This window comes from Pseudomonas sp. PDM19, assembly GCF_014852215.1.
Taxonomy (GTDB): Bacteria; Pseudomonadota; Gammaproteobacteria; order Pseudomonadales; family Pseudomonadaceae; genus Pseudomonas.
In genome coordinates, this window is the sequence record NZ_JACVBG010000001.1 from 633812 (window position 1) to 652958 (window position 19147).

Genomic DNA, 19147 nt, shown 5'->3' on the forward strand with positions numbered 1-19147 from the left:
CGCATCAGGACGAGCGCAGGTAGGCGGGCAAGGCAGCTTATTTTCATTTCTGAGTTCAAAATGCGTGACGATGAGGCAGGGTGGCTTTCCATGGGGAAAGGGCCTTTCTCTTGATTCTTGTTGGCGTTGCGCAGAGGCTAAGGGCCTTCCAGGCGGCGAGTAAGCGGCGCCCTGGAATAACACTTGGGAAAATTCGGACTCAATCGTGGACAAGCTCAACAGCCTGCAGCTATTCGTCATCAGCGCCGAACTCGGCAGCTTCAGCCGCGCCGCCGAGGAGCTGGGCAAGACGCCTTCGGCGGTGGCCAAGTCGGTCGGGCAGTTGGAGCAGGAAGTGGGTGCGCGGCTGTTCGAGCGCACCACCCGCAGCATGGCGCTGACCGAGGCCGGGCAGCTCTATCTGGAAACAGCACGGGAAGTGCTGGAGCGCATGCGCGAGTCCGAGGAGGAAATCGCTCAGCTGCACCACAGCCTCAAGGGGCGCCTGCGCATCAATGGCCCGTTGGCGTTCGGTCGACCCTTCCTCAACGGCGCCTGCGCCAGCTTCATGCGCAAGCACCCGGACATGAGCCTGCAGGTCGACCTGACCGATGCCTACATCGACATGCTTGATGGTCGCTACGACCTTGCCCTGCGCCTGGGACACAGCGACCTGCCGGGGCTGATCGCGCAACCGGTCGGAGAGAGTCGCATCGTGTTCTGCGCCAGCCCCGACTACCTGGAGCGCTGCGGCGTGCCGGAGCGGCCCGAGCAACTGGTGGAGCACGAATGCCTGGTCTATCGCCACCCGGCGCTGGGCGAGAGCTGGCTGATCGAGCGGGCTGGCGAGCGGCTGTTGCTACCGCGCAGCGGGCGCTTGAACAGCGATAACCAGGAATTGCTGCTGGAGGCCTGCCTGGCCGGGCAGGGCGTGCTGCCGTGCCCGGTCTGGAGCGTGCTGCCGTACCTGCGGGACGGGCGGTTGCGGACGATCCTCGATGACTGCCATTTTGACCCCAAGGCCTTGGGGTCGGAGTTGCTGGCGGTGTACCCGAGCACGCGAAGGGCAACGCGCAAGATCATCGCGTTCATCGAGCATCTGCGGGATTACCTGCGGGAGCAGAGGTTGGTGTAAGACGTACAACCGTTCGCGGTGGTACGCCGCTCCATTGTAGGAGCGGGCCATGCCCGCGATCCGTCCGCAGGGGCGGCGCCAGCATTGCAGAGTTGCTTCGGCTTGGGTGTATTGCGCCGCCACGGCGTGCGCGCGGGCTTCTTGTTTCGCCCCCTCGGGCGACCTTCTTTGGCAAACGACCCAAAGAAGGCAAAGGTCTTGCCCCGGACATCCGGTTTTTCGCTTGGGGCGAAAAATACCCTCGTTGAAGCGAAGTTTCAGGGGCACGCCACGACGGGCCATCCCTGGCCCATCGTGGCTCTCGCGACATCCATGTCGCTCAACCCCTGAAACTCCGCTTCAACGAGGCCTCCTGAACGGGGTATTCGGAGTGCTCGGATGTTTCGCTGGAAGACTTAAGAGCCAAAGCCAAAGCCAAAGCCAAAGCCGGTCGCTGCGTATTTGTAGGATGGGTGGAGCGCAGCGATACCCATGCTGTCGGTGTGAGGCATTGATGGGTATCGCTGCGCTCCACGCCATCCTACGTTGAGCCGCTGTCAGACCAACCCCTTCCCCTGCAGGTGCTCGCGCAGGTAGTCGATGAACACCCGCACCTTGCGCGTGCTGCGCCGGTGCGGCAGGTAGAGCACATGCACCCAGGGTCCGAAGGCGCTCTGGTCGCGCCAGCAGTCGGGGAGCTGTTCCACCAGTTCGCCGCTTTCCAGGTAGGGCAGTGCGCTCCATTGCGGGAGGAACTGCAGCCCCTGGCCATCGAGCAGGCAGGAGAGCAGGAAGTCGTAGTTGTCGCTGGCGATGCGCGGCACCGGCTGGCGGATGCGGATGCGTTCGCCGTCTTTCTGCACCCACCAGAAGTTCCGGTTCAGCAGCGGATGACGGAAGATCAGCCAGTCGTGCTGCTCGTAGTTCTCCAGCGTCACGTCCAGGCCCTTTTCCGCGAGGTATTTGGGGCTGGCGCAGAGCATCAGGCGGTTTTCGAGCAGCGGCTGGGCGATCACGTCCGGCAGGTCGATGGGGCCGTCGCGCAGGGCGATGTCGTAGCCGCCTTCCACCAGGTCGACGAACTCGTCCAGCAGGTCTACTTCCAGGCGTACCTGCGGGTGCTCGCGCAGGAAGCGGCAGCACACCGCATTGAAAAAGGCCGGGGCGAAGGAGGGCGGTGAGACGATACGCAGGCTGCCGCGCAGCTCGGTCTGCAACTGCTCGACTTCCTCGCTGGCACGCTGCAACTGCATCAGCGCCGAGCGCGCGCCTTCCAGGTAGATGTGCCCGGCCTCGGTCAGCGCCATGCGCCTTGTGGTGCGCTCGAACAGGCGCTGGCCCAGGTCGGCCTCCAGCTGCGCCACGCCCTTGGTGATCGCCGACGGGGTTTTTCCCAGCTGTTCGGCGGCGCGGCTGAAGCCGCCGTGGTCGGCGGTGGCGACGAACATGGTGAGCGCAGTCATCTTGTCCAAGGATTGCTTCCTGATAGGAATAAAAGTTGTGCGGGAAGTCAGTGTTAAAGCTGCCGGGGCTTTTGCTTAACCTTCGTCACAGATCAACAATAACGAAGGCTCTGCGATGAAACTACTGATTCCGGCGCTGGTGTCGGCGGCTTGCGCTTTTTCCTCGATGGAAACTATGGCCGCCGCCGACCTCATCTTCCACGGCGGCAAGGTCTACACCGCCGAACCCGGCCAGGCGCTGCAACAGGCGGTGGCGGTGGAGAACGGTCGCATCCTCGCCGTCGGCTCCGACGCGCAGATCCTCAAGCTGCAGCAACCGGCGACCCAGGTCATCGACCTGCACGGTCAGGTGCTGATGCCCGGCTTCATCGACGCCCACACCCACCTGGTCAAGGGCGGCCTGCAGATGCTCCAGGCCAACCTGGACAACCAGGACCTGCCGCTCGCCGAGTTCGAGAGCAAGCTGCGCCAGTGGCGCGACGACGGCCGTGCGCGGCGTGGCCAGTTCCTCTATGTCGGTGGTGTGCCCACGGCGTATTGGGACGAGCTCGGCGAGTTGCAGCAGCGCTTCAACCAGGGCGAATGGGCGAAGCAGCCGATCCTCCTGGCCGGCGGTGACTATCACACCGGCTGGGCCAACCAGGCGCTGCTCGACCTCGCCGGGATCGACGCCACCAAGGTCAAGTCGCTGAAGGGCGAGGAGCAGGCTACCATCGGCCACGACGCTGACGGCAAGCCCAACGGCTTCCTGGTGGATGCCGGCCTCTACCCGGTGCAGGCACTGCTGCCGCTGGCCAGCAACGACGAGCTGCTCAAGGCCCTGAAGGGCGCGCAGAGCTATTACCACGAACTGGGCATCACCGCCTGGATGGAACCCCTGGCGAACGAGAACCCCGGCGGCGACATCCACAACGATTCCGTCGGCGTACTGCCGGCCTACAGGATGCTGGCGCAAGAAGGCGGGCTGACCGCGCACGTCGCCGCCCTGTTGATGGCCGACTCCAAGGCGACCCCTGCCGACCTCGACGAGCTGGACAAGGTGCGCCAGCAGTTCATCGGCGTGGACAACCTGACCCTGCCGGGCATCAAGATCTTCGCCGACGGAGTGGCCGAGGTACCCGCGCAGAGTGCGGCCATGCTGGAGCCCTACAGCAACTCGAAGAAGTACGGCGAACTGCTGATCGACCCCAAGCACTTCGGTGAGCTGGTCAGCGCGGCCGACGCCCGTGGCTGGCTGGTGCACATCCACGCCATCGGCGACCGCGCGGTACGTGAATCGCTCAACGGCATCGAGCAGGCGCGCAAGGATCGCCACAGCGGCATCCCGCATTCGATCACCCACCTGCAGATGGTCAACCCCAGGGACTTCCCGCGCTTCAAGGCGCTCGACGTGATCGCCGCCATGCAGCTGTACTGGGCCGCCGCCGACGAGAACAGCGTCGACCTGGTCAAGCCCTACGTCAGTGCCATGGCCTTCCTGCACATGTACCCGGCGCGCTCGCTGCTGAAGAACGGCGCGACCCTTTCCGGCGCCAGCGACTGGCCGATCACCACGCCTGATCCCTGGAAGGCCATCTACCAGGCGATCCAGCGCGTCGGCCCTAAGGGCGTGCTCAACGCCGCCGAGGACATCGACCGGCAGACCATGTTCCAGGCCTACACCCTCAATGCCGCGCGCACCATGCGCCTGGAACAGAGCATCGGTTCGCTCAAGCCGGGCAAGCAGGCCGACCTGATCCTGCTCGACCGCGACGTGTTCACGGTCAAGCCCGAAGCACTGCGCGACACGCGGGTGCTCAAGACCTGGTTCGCCGGCCGCGAAGTCTATAGTCGTCCAGGCGACAAACTCTGATCCAACCGGAGCGCCCCGCGCTCCGGCCCGTTTAAAAAGCAATTGCAGGAGCCTTGCCGTGATTCTTCACACCTTCACCACCGACATCCGCGACCCGCTGCAGCGTGGCCGGCAGATCGGCGAAACCTTCGCCGAACAGATCCGCCAGACCGTGGCGCTGTACCTGGACTTCTTCCCGCGCGTCGGCGTGGAGTTGGACAAGGCGCGCGCCATCGGCGAAGCCAGCCTCGCGGCGCTGGCCGACTGGTGCCCGGCCCTGGCCAGGGAAGTCGAAGGCCTGGCGCTGGGCGTGTCCTTGCCGCTGTGGCAGCTGGCGGCTCTGAATGCGCGCACCGAAATTCTCGCGGTGATGCCCGAGCAACCGGTGGAAGGCGAGTGCTCCACCTCCGTCCATGCCCCGGCTGGCGCTGCTGCCCCGCGCAGCCTGCAGACCTGGGACTGGCACGACAGCCTGGTGCCCCACGGCCTGCTGCTGGGCTTCACCGGTAGCACCGGCCTGACCGCCAAGCTGTTCACCGAGTTCGGCATGCTCGGCAAGATCGGCGTGAACAGCGCAGGGCTTGGCGTGCACTTCAACATCCTGCACCACGCCAGTGACGACGGCAGCGCCGGCGTGCCGGTGCATGCCATCGCCCGCCGCGTGCTGGAAGAAGCCACCAGCGTTACCGAGGCCATCGACATGGCGCGCTCGGCGCGGGTCAGTGCGTCCACCGTGCTGACCGTCTTCACCCGCAATGACGTCCGTGCCCGTGCCGCCAGCATCGAGATGAGCCCGGCGCACACCGCCGTGGTGGTGCCGCGCGAGGATGGCTGGCTGCTGCACACCAACCACTTCCTCGACGGCGAACTGAGCTGGGGTGAGCGCACGGCCGACGTGTCCACCACCTACGCGCGCCTGGAGCACCTCAAGGCCGGCACTGCCGGCATGACTGGCAAGGCCCTGCGCGAGCGCGCCGACGCCTTCTGCGGCGCCGATGGCGACCAGGCGGTGGTGTGCTTCCACCCGGACATGTCCGAGCCGGACACCGAACGCTGGGAAACCTTGCTGAGCATCGGCCTGGATACCACTGGCTGTGCGCTGGAGTACGTGGCCGGCACGCCGAAGAAGCTGGCGGATGAGGGGTTCCTGCGGTTCTGACGCTCTTCCTCCCGTCGTAGGGCGCATAACACGCCAGCGTTATCCGCCGCCGAGCTACCGGCAGATAACCCGTTTTGGATTGCGCGCCCTACGTATCACCACTTGCCAAACCAACGCCCCGTGACGGCCCGCCAGCCGCCGCGCGGGTTTCGTGTTGCCACAAAAACAAGAGTGAACCGCCATGATCGACCACACGCCCGCAGCTCCCGGCTCGCGCTCGGCCTTTCGCACCTTCTGCGTCTCCGGCATGGGTACCGCGCTGGAGTTCTACGATTTCGTCATCTACGGCTACGCTGCTGCGCTGATCTTCCCGCAACTGTTCTTCCCCGGCATGGATCGCCTGACCGCCGTGCTGGTCGCCTTCGCGGCGTTCGGCGCCGGCTTCTTCGCCCGCCCGCTGGGCGGCGTGGTGTTCGGCCACCTGGGGGACCGCTACGGTCGGCAGAAGGCGCTGGTCGCCACCCTCGTACTGATGGGCCTGAGCACCCTGCTGATCGGCTTCCTGCCGACCCACGCCAGCATCGGCGCGGCCGCGCCCGTTCTGCTGGTGCTGCTGCGCCTGGTGCAGGGTTTTGCCGCCGGCGGCGAGTGGGGCGGGGCAGCGCTGTTCGGCATCGAGGTCGCGCCCAAGGGGCGCCGTGGCCTGTGGGGCAGCTTCACGAGCATGGGCATCGGCATCGGCGGCATCTTCGGTTCGGCGGTGTTCGCCATCGTCAGCTTCGCCTTCGACGACGACCTCAGCGGCATCGCCTGGCGCATCCCGTTCTGGCTCGGTGGCCTGCTGGTGCTGGTCGGCCTCTATGCGCGCCTGCAGAACACCGCGCCGCAGCCCAAGGCCGCGCCGCAAGCCGAGGCGCGCATGCCGCTGATGGAAGCCTTCCGCCGTCGCCCGCGCGAGCTGCTGCTGTGCATCGGCATCGCCTTCGGCTACGTCACCATTGCCTATATCGGCAGTACCTTCTTCCTCGCCTACGCGACCGACATCGGCTACAGCAGCAGCCATGCCTTGCTGTTCGACTTCTCGCTGTCGGTGGCCATCGTCGCCTCCGCGCCGTTCTTCGGGCACCTGTCGGACCGCTTCGGCCGCCGCACGGTGATGATCTTCGGCGCGGCCATCATGGCGCTCGGGCTGTTCGCCTTCTTCCCGCTGATCGGCCTGCACAACCTGCCGCTGGCGCTGCTGGCCTATGTCGCCGTGGGCTTCTTCATGGGCGCGACCCAGGGGCCGATCCCGGCCTTCCTCGCCGAGCAGTTCCCGCGGGAAATGCGCTACTCGGGCATCTCGTTCAGCTACCAGATCGGCGCGGCACTGGGCGGCGGCACGGCGTCGAGCATCGCCACCGCCATCCTCATCGCCACCGGGCGCAACCCGTTCGGCGTGGCGCTCTACGGCGCGGCGGCGCTCTTGTTGGTGGCGGTGTGCTCCTGGCTGCTGCGGGAAACCTCGCGCCTGCCCATGGAAGTGATCGACCGCGACGACGCCGCGCCAGACGCCGTCCCGGTGCAGGTGGTCAACTGACCGCGCGTGCCCTGGTGCCGGGCACGAGGCCGAGCACCAGGGCGCAGCCGAGCAGGATGATCAGCGCGCCCACGCCCTGCATCAGCGACAGGCTTTCGCCCAGCACCAGCGCGCCCACCAGCACGGCGACCACGGTGACGACGAATTCCACGCTGATGGTTTTCGTGGCGCCGATACGCGCGACGAGCTGGAAGTACACGACGTAGTTCACCGCGCTGAGCACGCAGCCGCAGAGGAGCAGGAAGAGGAAGTCGACGGGCTGTGGCGTGCCCGGCACCGGCACCCAGATCAACAGCGGCAGGGTTATCAGCCCGCCGATCCCGAAGGCGCCGCAGGTCACCTCCCAGGGCCCGGCGGTGCGCAGTTTCAGGCTGGCGTAGTTGCTGCCGAAGGCCGCGCACACCGCGCCGAACACCGAGGCCGCGCTGCCGAGGATGAATTCGTGGGTGATCGGCACCGCCGGGAAGCCCACCAGCAGCACCATCCCGCAGAAGCCCAGCACCAGCCCGCCCAGTCCGCTCCAGGTGATGCGCTCAAGGCCCCAGAGGCGGCCGATGAGCATGGAAAACAGCGGAATGCCGGCGACGAAGATCGCCGCCATGGCCGTGCCGATGCGCGGGGTGGCGTAGGTCATGCCGATCAGCTGGCCGGCCACCGTGGTGGCGCCGACCACGCAGAGTGGCTTCCACAGCCCTTCGAAATTCAGCCGGCGCCCGGATAGTTTGGCCACCGCGAACAACGTGAAGCTGGCGATCAGCGCGCGGAAGCTGACTGCGCCAACCCAGCCGAACCCGGCGATGGCCTTGAGCAGCACGAGAAAGGACAGCCCCCAGCCGATCGCAAGGAACAGATAGGCGGCAAGGTCGCGCGGTTGCATACGACTCCGGTGGCACAAGGCAGAAGAGGGCCACCGAAAAGCGGCGGCGAATGCGTCCATCTTGCCGGGCGCCCGTGGCGCTTGGGAAGGCGGCGCAGCGACGTTTTTCCATCTGTCAGCGGCGCCCTCAACTGCTGGCATTGCAACCTGGCACGACAGTGCGCCGGCGAAGCAGTCTCTGCCAGGCGTTCTACGCCCGCCTGTTCGCCAGGGCCTGCGGATTCGCCACGTTCTTCGGTGCTCCGCCGAAGAACGCCACCACGTTGTCGAAGGCATCGCCGAAGTACAGCTCGTAGCCGTTCTTCTCCACGTATCCCAGGTGTGGGGTGCAGAGCGCGCGGGGATGTTTCAGCAAGTCGTTGTCGGCGGCGAGCAGCGGCTCCTGCTCGAAGACGTCCACGGCCGCGTAGCCAGGCCGACCGGCGTCCAGGGCCTGCAACAGCGCGCCGGGGGCGATGAGCTCGGCGCGGCTGATGTTCACCAGCAGGGCGCTGGGCTTCATGCCCGCGAGGTCCGCGAAGGTGACGCCATGGCGAGTGCTTTCGGACAGGCGCAGGTTGAGGCTGAGGATATCCGCCTCGGCGAAGAAGGCCGCGCGCGAAGCCGCCGCCTGATGACCGTCGGCGATGGCGGCGGCCCGGCTGTTGTCGCTGCCCCAGACCAGCACAGGCATGTCGAATGCCTGGGCATAGCGCGCCAGACGCTGGCCGATCTTGCCGTAGCCCCAGATGCCCAGCGTCTGCCCGGCCAGCGCGTGGCCCAGGTTGACCTGCCATTGCCCGGCCTTGAACGCTTCGATGGCCGGGACGAGTTGCCGGCGCGCCGTGAGAATGAGCGCCCAGGCCAGTTCCGCAGGCGCCACGGGCGAGCCCCGTCCCTCGGTCACCACGATGCCGCGCTCGGTGCAGGCGTCCAGGTCGAGGTGGCCGGACACCTTGCCGGTCTGGCTGATCAGCTTGAGCCTGGGCAGCCTGTCGAGCAGCGCAGCGTCGATGCGGGTGCGCTCGCGGGTGAGCACCAGCGCGTCGGCCTCGGCGAAGCGCGCGGCCAGCTCGTCCGCCGAAGCGGGGCCCAGGTCATGCAGCACGCGCACGTCGTGCCCGGCCAGTTGGCTGTAGCAGTCCAGCGTGCGTATCACGTCCTGGTAGTCATCGGGGATGACGATGTTCATGGGGAGTCCGCCTCTGCGGTCGTTTGGATTACCGCAGGACGATATCCGATCTTCAGAAGGCTTTCGATCCAGAGTGGAGCTTCAGCATTCCTGATGCCTGAACGGCCAACAAGTCGTGCAAGGCATCGCCCAGCTACTCGCAGGCCAGAAACAGCCCGCACAAGGGCGGGCTGAAAACTGTGGCAGGTTCGCGCGGGGCCTCAGCGTGACGCGCGGGCTTCCGCCTCCAGCAGTCTGGCCGCGTCGCCCACACGCATCCATACGCCGCCCTGCCATTCCAGCATGGCCAGCGAATGGTCCTGCACCCTGCGCTGGAAATAGCGCGGGCCGTTGCCTTGCTGCAGCTGCGAATCCCGCAGCACCGGCACCACCTCGTTGCTCAGCCACTGCCGCAGGTTGCGGTTTTCCGGGTGGAAGAAATAGAGCAACAGCAGCGTATACAGGCCGCTTTCGCTGACCAGCAATTCGTCCTCGCGGCAGCCCGCCAACTGCTCCCAGCGGTACTGGTCCGGGTCGAGCTTGCGCGGCACGCGGGCGCTGAAGTGGGTGTTGGTCAGGCGCGCCAGGTCGCGGGCGACGAACCAGGCCTGGTGGTCGATCATCAGCGCGCGCAGGGTGCGGTCGAAGCGGTGGAAGGTCTGGGCAATCAGGCCGGGGTTGGCCGGGAATTCGATCCTTGGGGTCATGGCGTTCTCCTTGCTCAGGGCAGGAAGTACAGCGAGAAAACCGCCCCCGAAAGGGAAGGGAGGCGGACCGTGCAAGGGTGGAAAACCGGTTGATCAAACCAAAGACCGGCCGGGCCGAAGCCCGCCTCGCACGGTCCGCCATAGACAGCCAGAGTTACCCGGTCTGGTAAGAGACCGGGCTATCTCCGCTACGGCATAAGTCTGATCAAACAGGTTTCCACACCTGGCCACGGCTGTTCCGTGGCGGGAGAAACGCTAAGCAGAGGCTTTGTAGGACCGCAATGCCGATGGCGAGTCAGGAACTTCCCGGAAGCCAGCGCTGCGCCGGAAGGATACTTCGCGGCGTAGGAGCCAGGTTCAGGAAAGGTGGGAGAGGGTGACAGTCCAGGTGGTTCGCGTATGTAGGCTGGTTCGCTGCGACTGGAAGGAAGGCGGATAACACGGCGGGTCATTCGTCCTACAGCTGGAGTGGGCCACTACAGACGGCCGCTCAGCCCCGGCTGGCGCCGCGCACGCTCTGCCTCGAACGGGTGGCGCTGGATACCTTGCAGCCTATCGCGCCAAGGCTGCGTGACAGAGGGGGGGGAAAGCCGTAGGGGTATCCGGTCATACGCCCGCTTTCGGCCGATTGGTGCCTGTGATGTGGGGCAGTTGCCGACCCATAGCGGTCAGTCGATAGATGTTACGAAGCGGGTATCGATACCGAGACACGGTGAGGGCTGCGAGTTGATGAATACGGCTGCTTCATCTCCGTTGTTCAGAAAGACTAAGTAGTCACCGGTCTCAAAAGAAACTCTAAATCCGACAAGCCGAGGCTCCTGTCCAGTCGCAGTATCGAGCACCCCCTCGACGTCACGAACGATCGCTCCCTCCAGATGATCCGCCGATAAGCCAGCAAGGAGGTTTTCTCTCTTCCAAGCGCAAGAAGCGTTGGGCTCTATCTCGAAGAAGACAGTCGTATCAAGCGGTAATGAGTCCGCTCCAACGCTCTCGCCATCACTCAAGAGGTACATGGATAAAACCTCACCTTCGCCGAAGCACCACTCAAGAAAGCCCACGTCTCCTGGGTTTTTCTCGCCATTGAAATAGTATTGGTCATGCCACAGCGCGCTCAGTCGTTTGCCCATAAGCAAGCGGGCGTCGCGTAGATCTCGCGCGGCTCTGTGGGATGAAAACGAAAGGCGGCCAGACATCAGGTTGCTCCCGTGGGGCAGATTGACAATAGATACTACACAGGCCTCAGAACATCCGCTTCTGGCCGTTTTCTGCCTCTGGCGAGAGACCGCTACCGACCCATGGCGGACGCTCATTTGCCCTGTCCGGCGGCAAGTAGAACGGCCGATGCAATCAGGTTGGATGTTCAGTGTTGCGCTGAAATTCGAATCCGTGCTGAATGGCTTCGCTTCAAGGGTGGCAGTCGCCCGTCTGCTGGATCTGCTATCAATGGAGCCTGGCTCAGGCTGACCTGATCCTGCCCCCTAACGCGGAGACACCCATGCCACATGTCATTATCAAAATGCTCGAAGGCCGAAGTGAGGCTCTCAAGGTCGAGCTGACAGAAGAAATCGCGAATGCATTGAAGGCGGTAGTCGGGTGCGGGGACGAATCGATATCCGTAGCCATTGAGGATGTGACGCCTGCGGACTGGAAACGGACGGTTTACGACACCGATATCCTCGGTGCAGGCGACAACCTCTACAAGAAGCCAGGTTACAAGCCCTGAGCTTGGTATCCGCGCGGCCTCGACCCTGCCCAGGCTTCTTGCCTATTCTCGCGGTGCTGCCGCGTCGGCGTGGCCGCGCAAGGACTTGAGGTCCAGCCTGGGCGCGATGCCAAACAGACGACTGTACTCGCGGCTGAACTGGGAGGGGCTTTCATACCCGACCGAGAAGGCCGCCCGTGACACATCCAGGTGCTCATTGAGCATCAGCCGACGAGCCTCGTTCAGGCGCAACCACTTCTGGTATTGCAGCGGGCTCATGGCGGTCAGCTGGCGGAAGTGGTGATGGAAGGTCGGCGGGCTCATTTGAACCCTTGCCGCCAGCTCTTCGATCCGCAGGGGCAAGTGGAAGTTCTGCTTCAGCCAGTCGACGGCCTTGGCGATCCGGTATCCCTGGCTATCCACCGAGGCGATTTGCCGCAAACGCGCTGCCTGGTCGCTTCGCAGCAGGCGGAAGTGGATCTCGCGCTGGATCAGCGGGGCCAGCACGGGAATCGCATCGGGGTCGTCCAGCAAGTCCACCAGACGTCCGAACGAGGAGAGCAGGCCTGGGCTCATGGTGCCGATCCCCACCCCTCTGCTGACAGCCCGCTCGCGGGTCAGTGGCAGGCCGCCCTGGGCGATGAGTTCGGCCAGGATGCGAAGGTCGAGCTTCAGCACCAGTCCTACGCAAGGGGCGTCCTCGCTGGCTTGCAGCACTTCCGAATTGGCCGGCAGATCCAGCGAGGTGACGAGAAAGCGCGATGGGTCATAGGCATATCCCTCAGCGCCCACCCAGAGCTGTTTCTCGCCCTGGGCGACGAGGACGATGCTGGGCTCGACCATGCAGATGCACGGCGGTGACGGGCTGTTGCGGCGGAACAGGCTGAGCCCGGCGATTGCAGTGGAAACGTCGCTCGGTTCGGCGATGCGCGCGGTAATGGCCTGTGCCATCGATTGGGCTGGATGCGGGGTGAGATTGGTCATGCTGTTCGGGTCTGGCACCTGTTTCGCTAGAAGCTACCGCGAGCTTCGGCTCGCTTTCCATCAATAAGCTGCACGCCCAGAGGATCAGGCAAGTAATCCAGTGGATTGCGCTACTGATTCAGCCGCGCCTGCCCGGACAATGGCCTCCACGAATTGAAGGAGGGCCATTCCCATGCAAGTCAACGCTTATGGTGCCCACGCGGGCAATCAACCCCTTGAGCCGCTGCGTATCAACCGACGTGCTCCGAATGCCCACGACGTGCAGATCGAGATCGCTTTCTGTGGCATCTGCCACTCGGACCTGCACCAGGTGCGCTCCGAGTGGGAGGGTACGCAGTACCCTTGCGTACCGGGCCATGAGATTGTCGGACGGGTGACCCAGGTCGGCGCGCATGTCTCTGCCTTCAAACCGGGCGATCTGGTTGGTGTCGGCTGCATTGTCGATAGCTGCCAGCACTGCGAAGACTGCGATGCCGGCCTGGAGAACTATTGCGATGGCATGATCGGCACCTACAACTTCCCGACGCCGGACGCGCCGGGCTGGACGCTGGGTGGCTACTCCCAGGCGATTGTCGTGCACGAGCGCTATGTTCTGCGCATCGGCCACCCCGAGGAGCAGTTGGCCGCGGTCGCGCCGCTGCTGTGTGCGGGCATCACCACCTACTCTCCGTTGCGCCACTGGAATGCCGGCCCCGGCAAGAAGGTCGGTGTGGTTGGCATCGGCGGCCTTGGTCACATGGGTATCAAGCTTGCCCACGCCATGGGGGCTCATGTGGTGGCCTTCACCACGTCCGAGAACAAGCGCGAAGCCGCTCTGGAACTGGGTGCCGACGAGGTGGTGGTCTCCCGCGACGCCAGTCAGATGGCGGTCCATGCCAAGAGCTTCGACTTCATTCTCAACACCGTGGCGGCGCCCCATGACCTGGATGCCTTCCTGGTCCTGCTCAAGCGCGACGGGGCCATGACGCTGGTGGGTGCGCCGGCATCGCCGCATACCTCGCCGAACGTCTTCAACCTGATCATGAAGCGCCGCACGCTGGCTGGCTCGATGATCGGCGGCATTGCGGAAACCCAGGAGATGCTCGATTTCTGCGCAGAGCACGGCATCGTTGCCGATATCGAACTGGTGCGCGCCGAGCAGATCAACGAAGCGTACGAGCGCATGCTGCGCGGCGAGGTCAAGTACCGCTTCGTGATCGATAACGCCAGCCTCGCCGGCTGAGGGGCGCTGCCGATGACGTCTTCTTTCCGCCCAGCCGCCGCGGAACAGGGTTCCTGGGGCGCGGTGCTCGCCATTTCGATGGCGGCCTTCGCCCTGGTTGCCTCCGAGTTCATGCCGGTGAGCCTGCTGACGCCCATCGCCGCCGACCTGGGGGTCTCCGAAGGTCAGGCAGGGCAGGGCATCTCGGTCTCCGGGTTGTTCGCCTTGCTCACCAGTCTGATGATTGCCGCAGTCGCGGCGCGGGTCAGCCGCAAGCCGCTGCTGATTGCACTGACCTTGCTGATGGTGCTGTCAGGTGCGTTGGTGGCTTTCGCCCCGAATTACGCGTGGTTCATGGTCGGGCGCGCGCTGATCGGCATCGCCATCGGCGGCTTCTGGTCGTTGTCAGCCGCTACCGCGATGCGCCTGGTGCCACAGGACCAGGTGTCGCGCGCGCTGGCCATCGTCAATGGCGGAAACGCCCTGGCCACGGTGATCGCCGCGCCCCTGGGCAGCTACCTTGGCGCGCTGATCGGCTGGCGCGGTGCGTTCTTCTGCGTCGTTCCGGTGGCCGTGGCCGCCGCGCTCTGGCTATGGATGAGCCTGCCGGCGCTTCGCATCGAGTCCCGTGCCGCCAGCAGCAATGTCTTTCGTCTGTTGCGCCGGGGCCCGGTGGCCTGGGGCATGCTCGCCGTCAGCGTTTTCTTCATGGGCCAGTTCATGTTGTTCACCTACCTGCGCCCGTTCCTTGAGACGGTTACCCAGGTCAGCCCTTCGGGTCTGTCGCTCACGCTTCTGGTGCTGGGGGTGGCCGGGCTGGCCGGAACCTTCCTGATCGAGGCATTCCTCAAGAGCGGGCTCTACCGAACGCTGATGCTTATCCCGCTGCTGATGGCGCTGCTGGCGCTCGCGCTGATCGGCGTCGGAGCTTCCTCGGTGGCCACCGGCGCGCTGCTGGGGCTCTGGGGCCTGGTTGCGACGGCCGCGCCGGTAGGCTGGTGGACCTGGCTGGCTCGCAGTCTGCCGGATGACGCAGAGGCAGGTGGCGGCCTGATGGTGGCTATCGTTCAGCTGGCCATCGCGCTGGGGGCCACCGTGGGCGGGGTGGTCTTCGATCTGCAAGGCTATCGGGCAACCTTCGAACTCAGCGCTTTCGTGCTGTTGCTGGCCGCTGGGTTCGCGTTCATGGCCTCACGGGAGAACGCATCCGGTTGCGCGTCGGCTTCCCCGAGCGGGTGCTGAGCGGGGCGATTCATGAGCCCTGCTAATGAGAGCTATCGGCAAGCGGCGGCTGTGCAGGGCGGGGCCCATGCTACCGTCCGAAGAGAACACCAAGACCAACCAACGTGATAGCGGGTGAGCCATGGAACTGCGGATCAACCAGAAAACCTATGAGGTCGACGCCGAGGCGGACACGCCGCTGTTGTGGGTCATTCGCGACGACCTGGGACTGACCGGAACCAAATACGGCTGCGGCCTGGCCCAGTGCGGCGCCTGCTCGGTGCTGGTCGACGGCAATGTCGTGCGCTCCTGCGTCACGCCCGTCGCTGGCGTGGTGGGCCGTGAAGTCACCACCATCGAAGCCATCGAGGAGGACGAGGTGGGCAAGCGGGTCGTGACGGCATGGGTCGAGCACCAGGTGGCGCAGTGCGGCTACTGCCAGTCCGGGCAGGTCATGGCGGCCACGGCCCTGCTCAAGCAGACCCCGGAACCGACGGATGCACAGATCGATGCCGCGATGATCAACCTGTGCCGCTGCGGCACCTACAACGCCATCCATGCCGCCGTCCACGATCTGGCAACGGCTGCCGCCACCTCGCAGGAGAAGGTCTGATGAGCCAGCCTATCGAGTTCGAAGACCGCGGTGAGGCCGTCAACCTGTCGCGCCGACGCTTCCTCCTGGCCTCCGCCGGTGCGGCGGCTGGCGCGCTGGTCCTGGGCTTCGGCCTGCCGTTGGGGTCGGCCAGGATGCAAGCCCTGGCGGCGCCCGGCGAGCGCGGCACGCAGGTGGGCGCCTTCCTGGAAATCCGCCCGGACAACCGAGTGCGCCTGCTGTGCCCCTTCATCGAAGGCGGGCAGGGCACTTATACCGCGATGGCGCAGATCGTCGGCGAGGAGTTGGACGCCGATCCTTCGACCTTCCTGGTCGAGAGCGCGCCGCCGGGCGAAGCCTACGTGGTGATGGACAACGGCCTGCGGATCACCGGCGGGAGCATGTCGGTGCGCATGAGCTACGACACCATGCGCCGGCTCGGCGCGCTGGCCAGGGCGATGCTGCTGCAGGCGGCGGCCGCGCAGTGGAAGGTGCCTGTCGCGAACCTGAGCACCGAGCCGGGCCGGGTGCTGCATGCCGCCTCGGGCCGCTCGCTGACCTACGGCGAACTGGCCGCCCACGCGCTGGATCTGCCGGTACCCGACGCCGCCAGTGTCACCCTGCGTGACCCCGCCCAGTTCCGCTGGATCGGCAAGCCGGTGCGCCGGGTGGACAGCTACGAGAAGTCCACGGGCAAGGCGTTGTACACCATCGACATGAAGGTCGACGGCATGCTCCATGCTGCCGTCCAGCATGCGCCGCGCCTGGGCATGACGGTGGGCGAACTGCGCAATGAAGATCAGGTCAGGGCGATGAAGGGTGTGCATTCGGTACACCGCCTCGACGGTGCGGTAGCGGTGGTCGCCGAGCGCTGGTGGCATGCCAGGCGCGCGGCGGAAGCCATCCAGGTGCAATGGCAGGAGCCGGCGGCGGATTCGCCGCTGCGAATCATGCCGGCGGATTTCTCCAGCGTGGCCTATCGCGAGCAACTGGCCAGGCAGACCGATCCTAGGCGCGAAGCCGAGAAGGAAGGCGATGCGCAAGGTGTCCTGTCCAAGGCCGCCACCCGGGTCGAGGCCACCTACTACAACCAGTACCTCAACCACGCCCAGCTGGAGCCGCCCGCCACACTGGCGCGGTTCAATGCCGATGGCTCGCTGGACATCTGGCTGCCCAACCAGGCCCAGGACATGTTCCTGGGGGATATCGCTAAACGCGCAGGGCTCGATCCTTCCAGGGTCAAGCTGCACACGCCGTTGCTTGGCGGCTTCTTCGGCCGGCACTTTCTCTACCCCACCGCCAATCCCTATCCGCAGGCCATCGAGCTGGCGAAGGCCGTGGGTCGCCCGATCAAGCTGATCTGGAGCCGCGAGGAAGAGTTTCTGCGTGACGTGTTGCGGCCGATGGCGGTGGTCAGGTTCCGTGCCGCGCTGGACGACAAGGGCCTGCCCGTGGCGCTGGAAGCCGTCAGCGCTACCGAAGGGCCGACGGAGGGCATTGCCGGCAAGCAGGGCGACAAGCTCGACCCCACCGCGCTCGAGGGCCTGGCCGGCAAGTCCTATGCGATCCCCAATCGACGCATCGCCCAGGTCTATGCCAAGGGGCCGGTGATGCTGGGCTATTGGCGCTCGGTGGGCAATTCGCTCAACGACTTCTTCTACGAAGCCTTCCTCGATGAACTGGCTGACAAGGGTGGCCACGATCCCTTCGAGCTGCGCCTGCACCTGTTGCAGGGCAATGCGCGACTGCTGCACCTGCTGAAAACCGTGGGCGAACTCTCGGGGGGCTGGAAGCGGGGGCCGTTCGACGCCCCGGATGGTTCGCGCCGAGCGCGCGGCGTGGCCATGGCTTCGCCTTTCGGCACGGAGACCGCCGTGATTGCCGAAGTGTCCATCGAGAATGGGCAGGTCAGGGTGCATGACATCTGGCAGGCAATCGACCCGGGCAGCATCGTCAACCCGGCCATCGTCGAGGCCCAGGTCAATGGCGCGGTGTCCCTGGGCTTGTCCCAGGCCCTGGTGGAGGAAGCCGTCTACGTTGACGGTAAGCCACTTGCGCGCAATTACGACCTCTATCCCATCCTGCCGCCCTCACGCATGGCGCGGGTGCATGTGAAGGTGATCGAGAGCGGCGCGAAGATGGGCGGGATCGGCGAGCCGCCATTGCCGGCTGTGGCGCCGGCAGTAGCCAACGCGGTGTCCAGGCTCACCGGCCAGCGCATCCGCAGCATGCCGCTGTCGGCTTATGACTTCAGCAAAACCGCCTGACCGGAGGCCTTGCCCATGAGCAGACGCCCATTCGCAGGATATGTCGGCGCGCTGGCGCTGGCCGGTGTCGCAGCCGCGTGCCTGATGGCCTGGTATGGGACTCGCCAGCCAGGTTCGACTTTCGATTCCGCCGTCAGCAACGCAACCGACGAAGCGTTGGTCCGCCAGGGTGAGTACGTCGCCCGTGCCAGCGATTGCGTGGCTTGCCACAGCCTGCCAGACGGCCCGGCCTTCGCCGGCGGTTTGAAGATGGCCACCCCGCTGGGTGCGATCTACGCCACCAACATCACGCCGGACGACAACGCGGGAATCGGCAAGTACAGCCTGGCGGACTTTGACCGTGCTGTGCGCCACGGCGTGGCGCCGGGCGGCCGGCGACTCTATCCGGCGATGCCCTATCCGTCCTATGCCAAGCTCCGCGATGAGGATGTGCGCGCGTTGTACGCCTTCTTCATGTCGGGCGTCCGGCCATCGGAGCGGGCCAACACGGCCAGCGAGATACCCTGGCCGTTGAACATGCGCTGGCCCATCGCGCTGTGGAATGCGCTGTTCACCGACTCCTCGCCCTTCACCGATCAAGCGGGCAAGGACGCACAGTGGAACCGTGGCGCCTATCTCGTACAGGGCGCCGGGCACTGTGGCAGCTGCCACACCCCGCGCGGCCTGGCCTTCAACGAGAAGGCCCTGAGCGAGTCAGGCGCGCCATTCCTGGCCGGCGCTCTGCTCGATGGCTGGTATGCCCCGAGTCTGCGCAACGACCCCAACACCGGGCTGGGACGCTGGAGCGAAGAGGAGGTTGCGCGGTTCCTCAAGACGGGCCGCAACCAGCATGCGGTGGTCTACGGATCGATGACCGAGGCGTTCAACAACTCCACGCAATTCCTGACCGATGCGGACCTCGGCGCTATCGCCCATTACCTCAAGTCCCTGCCTGGCGACCCTGTTCGTGACGGGCCTGCCTGGCAGTACCAGAGTGCCGAGGCTGCGGCCTTCAACTCGCCCGGCGGCCATCTCTATCTGACACGCTGCGCGAGCTGTCATGGCGCCGACGGCAAGGGCCAGAACGAATGGATGCCGCCGCTGGCCGGCGCTACTTCGGCGATGACGCCAATCGCCGATTCGGCCATCAACATCAGCCTCAACGGGGCGCTGCGCGTGGTCAGCGCCGGGGTGCCGGATGCGTACCGCATGCCGGCCTTCCGCGAGCAGTTGTCGGACCAGGAGATCGCCGCTGTCGTGAGCTTCGTGCGAACCACCTGGGGAAACCAGGGCGGCAAGGTGGACCCTAAGGCAGTCGCCCGGCTGCGCGAGCATACCGATCCGGCCAGTCCGACGCCGATCGTGCTGCATATGCGTTGAGGCAGGCATGACATACACACTG

Annotated in this window: 16 protein-coding genes; 10 read left to right on the forward strand and 6 right to left on the reverse strand. The window is 65.5% G+C overall.

The genetic code is table 11. From position 1 onward, the window contains the following. Positions 1–205 precede the first annotated feature (205 nt). Complete coding sequence (locus tag IB273_RS02805; protein ID WP_192223166.1) at positions 206–1114, forward strand: LysR family transcriptional regulator; 909 nt, start codon at positions 206–208, stop codon at positions 1112–1114. A 536-nt stretch (positions 1115–1650) separates the two neighbouring features. Here IB273_RS02805 and IB273_RS02810 read toward each other — a convergent pair. Continuing rightward, a complete protein-coding gene (locus IB273_RS02810) occupies positions 1651–2565 on the reverse strand; it encodes a LysR family transcriptional regulator (RefSeq protein WP_151186779.1) in 915 nt (304 codons plus the stop codon). 106 nt (positions 2566–2671) lie between these two features. On the opposite strand from IB273_RS02810, the gene IB273_RS02815 reads away from it, so the two are divergent. The 3 genes from IB273_RS02815 to IB273_RS02825 all read left to right on the forward strand — a co-directional run bounded on the left by IB273_RS02815 (position 2672) and on the right by IB273_RS02825 (position 7065). Beyond that, the gene (locus IB273_RS02815) at positions 2672–4408 is read left to right on the forward strand and encodes an amidohydrolase (RefSeq protein ID WP_192223167.1); all 1737 of its coding nucleotides are present in this window, start codon (positions 2672–2674) and stop codon (positions 4406–4408) included. 58 nt (positions 4409–4466) lie between these two features. Further along, a complete protein-coding gene (locus IB273_RS02820) occupies positions 4467–5546 on the forward strand; it encodes a C45 family autoproteolytic acyltransferase/hydolase (protein WP_192223168.1) in 1080 nt (359 codons plus the stop codon). A gap of 181 nt (positions 5547–5727) precedes the next feature. Next, positions 5728–7065: an MFS transporter gene (locus IB273_RS02825; protein ID WP_192223169.1), complete on the forward strand. Its 1338-nt coding sequence runs from the start codon at positions 5728–5730 to the stop codon at positions 7063–7065. On the opposite strand, the gene IB273_RS02830 is transcribed toward IB273_RS02825, so the two are convergent. The 4 genes from IB273_RS02830 to IB273_RS02845 all read right to left on the reverse strand — a co-directional run bounded on the left by IB273_RS02830 (position 7058) and on the right by IB273_RS02845 (position 10992). Then, positions 7058–7942 (reverse strand): DMT family transporter, encoded by an 885-nt coding sequence (locus IB273_RS02830; RefSeq protein ID WP_081516872.1) that lies wholly within the window; start codon positions 7940–7942, stop codon positions 7058–7060. The two genes, IB273_RS02825 and IB273_RS02830, sit on opposite strands and share 8 nt — an antisense overlap. A gap of 190 nt (positions 7943–8132) precedes the next feature. Further along, on the reverse strand, positions 8133–9113 hold the full coding sequence (locus IB273_RS02835; RefSeq protein WP_151186783.1) for a D-2-hydroxyacid dehydrogenase family protein: 981 nt from the start codon (positions 9111–9113) through the stop codon (positions 8133–8135). Between the two features lie 200 nt (positions 9114–9313). Further along, complete coding sequence (locus IB273_RS02840; RefSeq protein ID WP_081516874.1) at positions 9314–9799, reverse strand: hypothetical protein; 486 nt, start codon at positions 9797–9799, stop codon at positions 9314–9316. A gap of 668 nt (positions 9800–10467) precedes the next feature. Further along, complete coding sequence (locus tag IB273_RS02845; protein WP_192223170.1) at positions 10468–10992, reverse strand: hypothetical protein; 525 nt, start codon at positions 10990–10992, stop codon at positions 10468–10470. Between the two features lie 302 nt (positions 10993–11294). On the opposite strand from IB273_RS02845, the gene IB273_RS02850 reads away from it, so the two are divergent. Continuing rightward, positions 11295–11522 (forward strand): tautomerase family protein, encoded by a 228-nt coding sequence (locus IB273_RS02850; RefSeq protein WP_192223171.1) that lies wholly within the window; start codon positions 11295–11297, stop codon positions 11520–11522. A gap of 42 nt (positions 11523–11564) precedes the next feature. Here IB273_RS02850 and IB273_RS02855 read toward each other — a convergent pair whose 3' ends face one another. Further along, positions 11565–12485 carry an AraC family transcriptional regulator gene (locus tag IB273_RS02855; protein WP_192223172.1) on the reverse strand — a complete coding sequence of 307 codons (921 nt, stop codon included), beginning with the start codon at positions 12483–12485 and terminating at the stop codon, positions 11565–11567. A 172-nt stretch (positions 12486–12657) separates the two neighbouring features. Here IB273_RS02855 and IB273_RS02860 point away from each other — a divergent pair, with 172 nt between their 5' ends. The 5 genes from IB273_RS02860 to IB273_RS02880 all read left to right on the forward strand — a co-directional run bounded on the left by IB273_RS02860 (position 12658) and on the right by IB273_RS02880 (position 19125). Further along, entirely contained in the window at positions 12658–13707 is a 1050-nt protein-coding gene (locus IB273_RS02860; RefSeq protein ID WP_192223173.1) for an NAD(P)-dependent alcohol dehydrogenase, read from the forward strand. A gap of 12 nt (positions 13708–13719) precedes the next feature. Next, positions 13720–14928, forward strand: coding sequence for an MFS transporter (locus IB273_RS02865; protein ID WP_192223174.1), 1209 nt, complete (start codon positions 13720–13722; stop codon positions 14926–14928). Positions 14929–15049: 121 nt separating this feature from the next. Next, complete coding sequence (locus tag IB273_RS02870; protein ID WP_081516880.1) at positions 15050–15520, forward strand: (2Fe-2S)-binding protein; 471 nt, start codon at positions 15050–15052, stop codon at positions 15518–15520. After that, positions 15520–17766 carry a xanthine dehydrogenase family protein molybdopterin-binding subunit gene (locus IB273_RS02875; protein WP_192223175.1) on the forward strand — a complete coding sequence of 749 codons (2247 nt, stop codon included), beginning with the start codon at positions 15520–15522 and terminating at the stop codon, positions 17764–17766. Before IB273_RS02870 ends, IB273_RS02875 begins: the two co-directional genes overlap by 1 nt. 15 nt (positions 17767–17781) lie before the next feature. Then, positions 17782–19125 carry a c-type cytochrome gene (locus tag IB273_RS02880; RefSeq protein ID WP_192223176.1) on the forward strand — a complete coding sequence of 448 codons (1344 nt, stop codon included), beginning with the start codon at positions 17782–17784 and terminating at the stop codon, positions 19123–19125. The last annotated feature ends 22 nt before the right edge of the window (positions 19126–19147 follow it).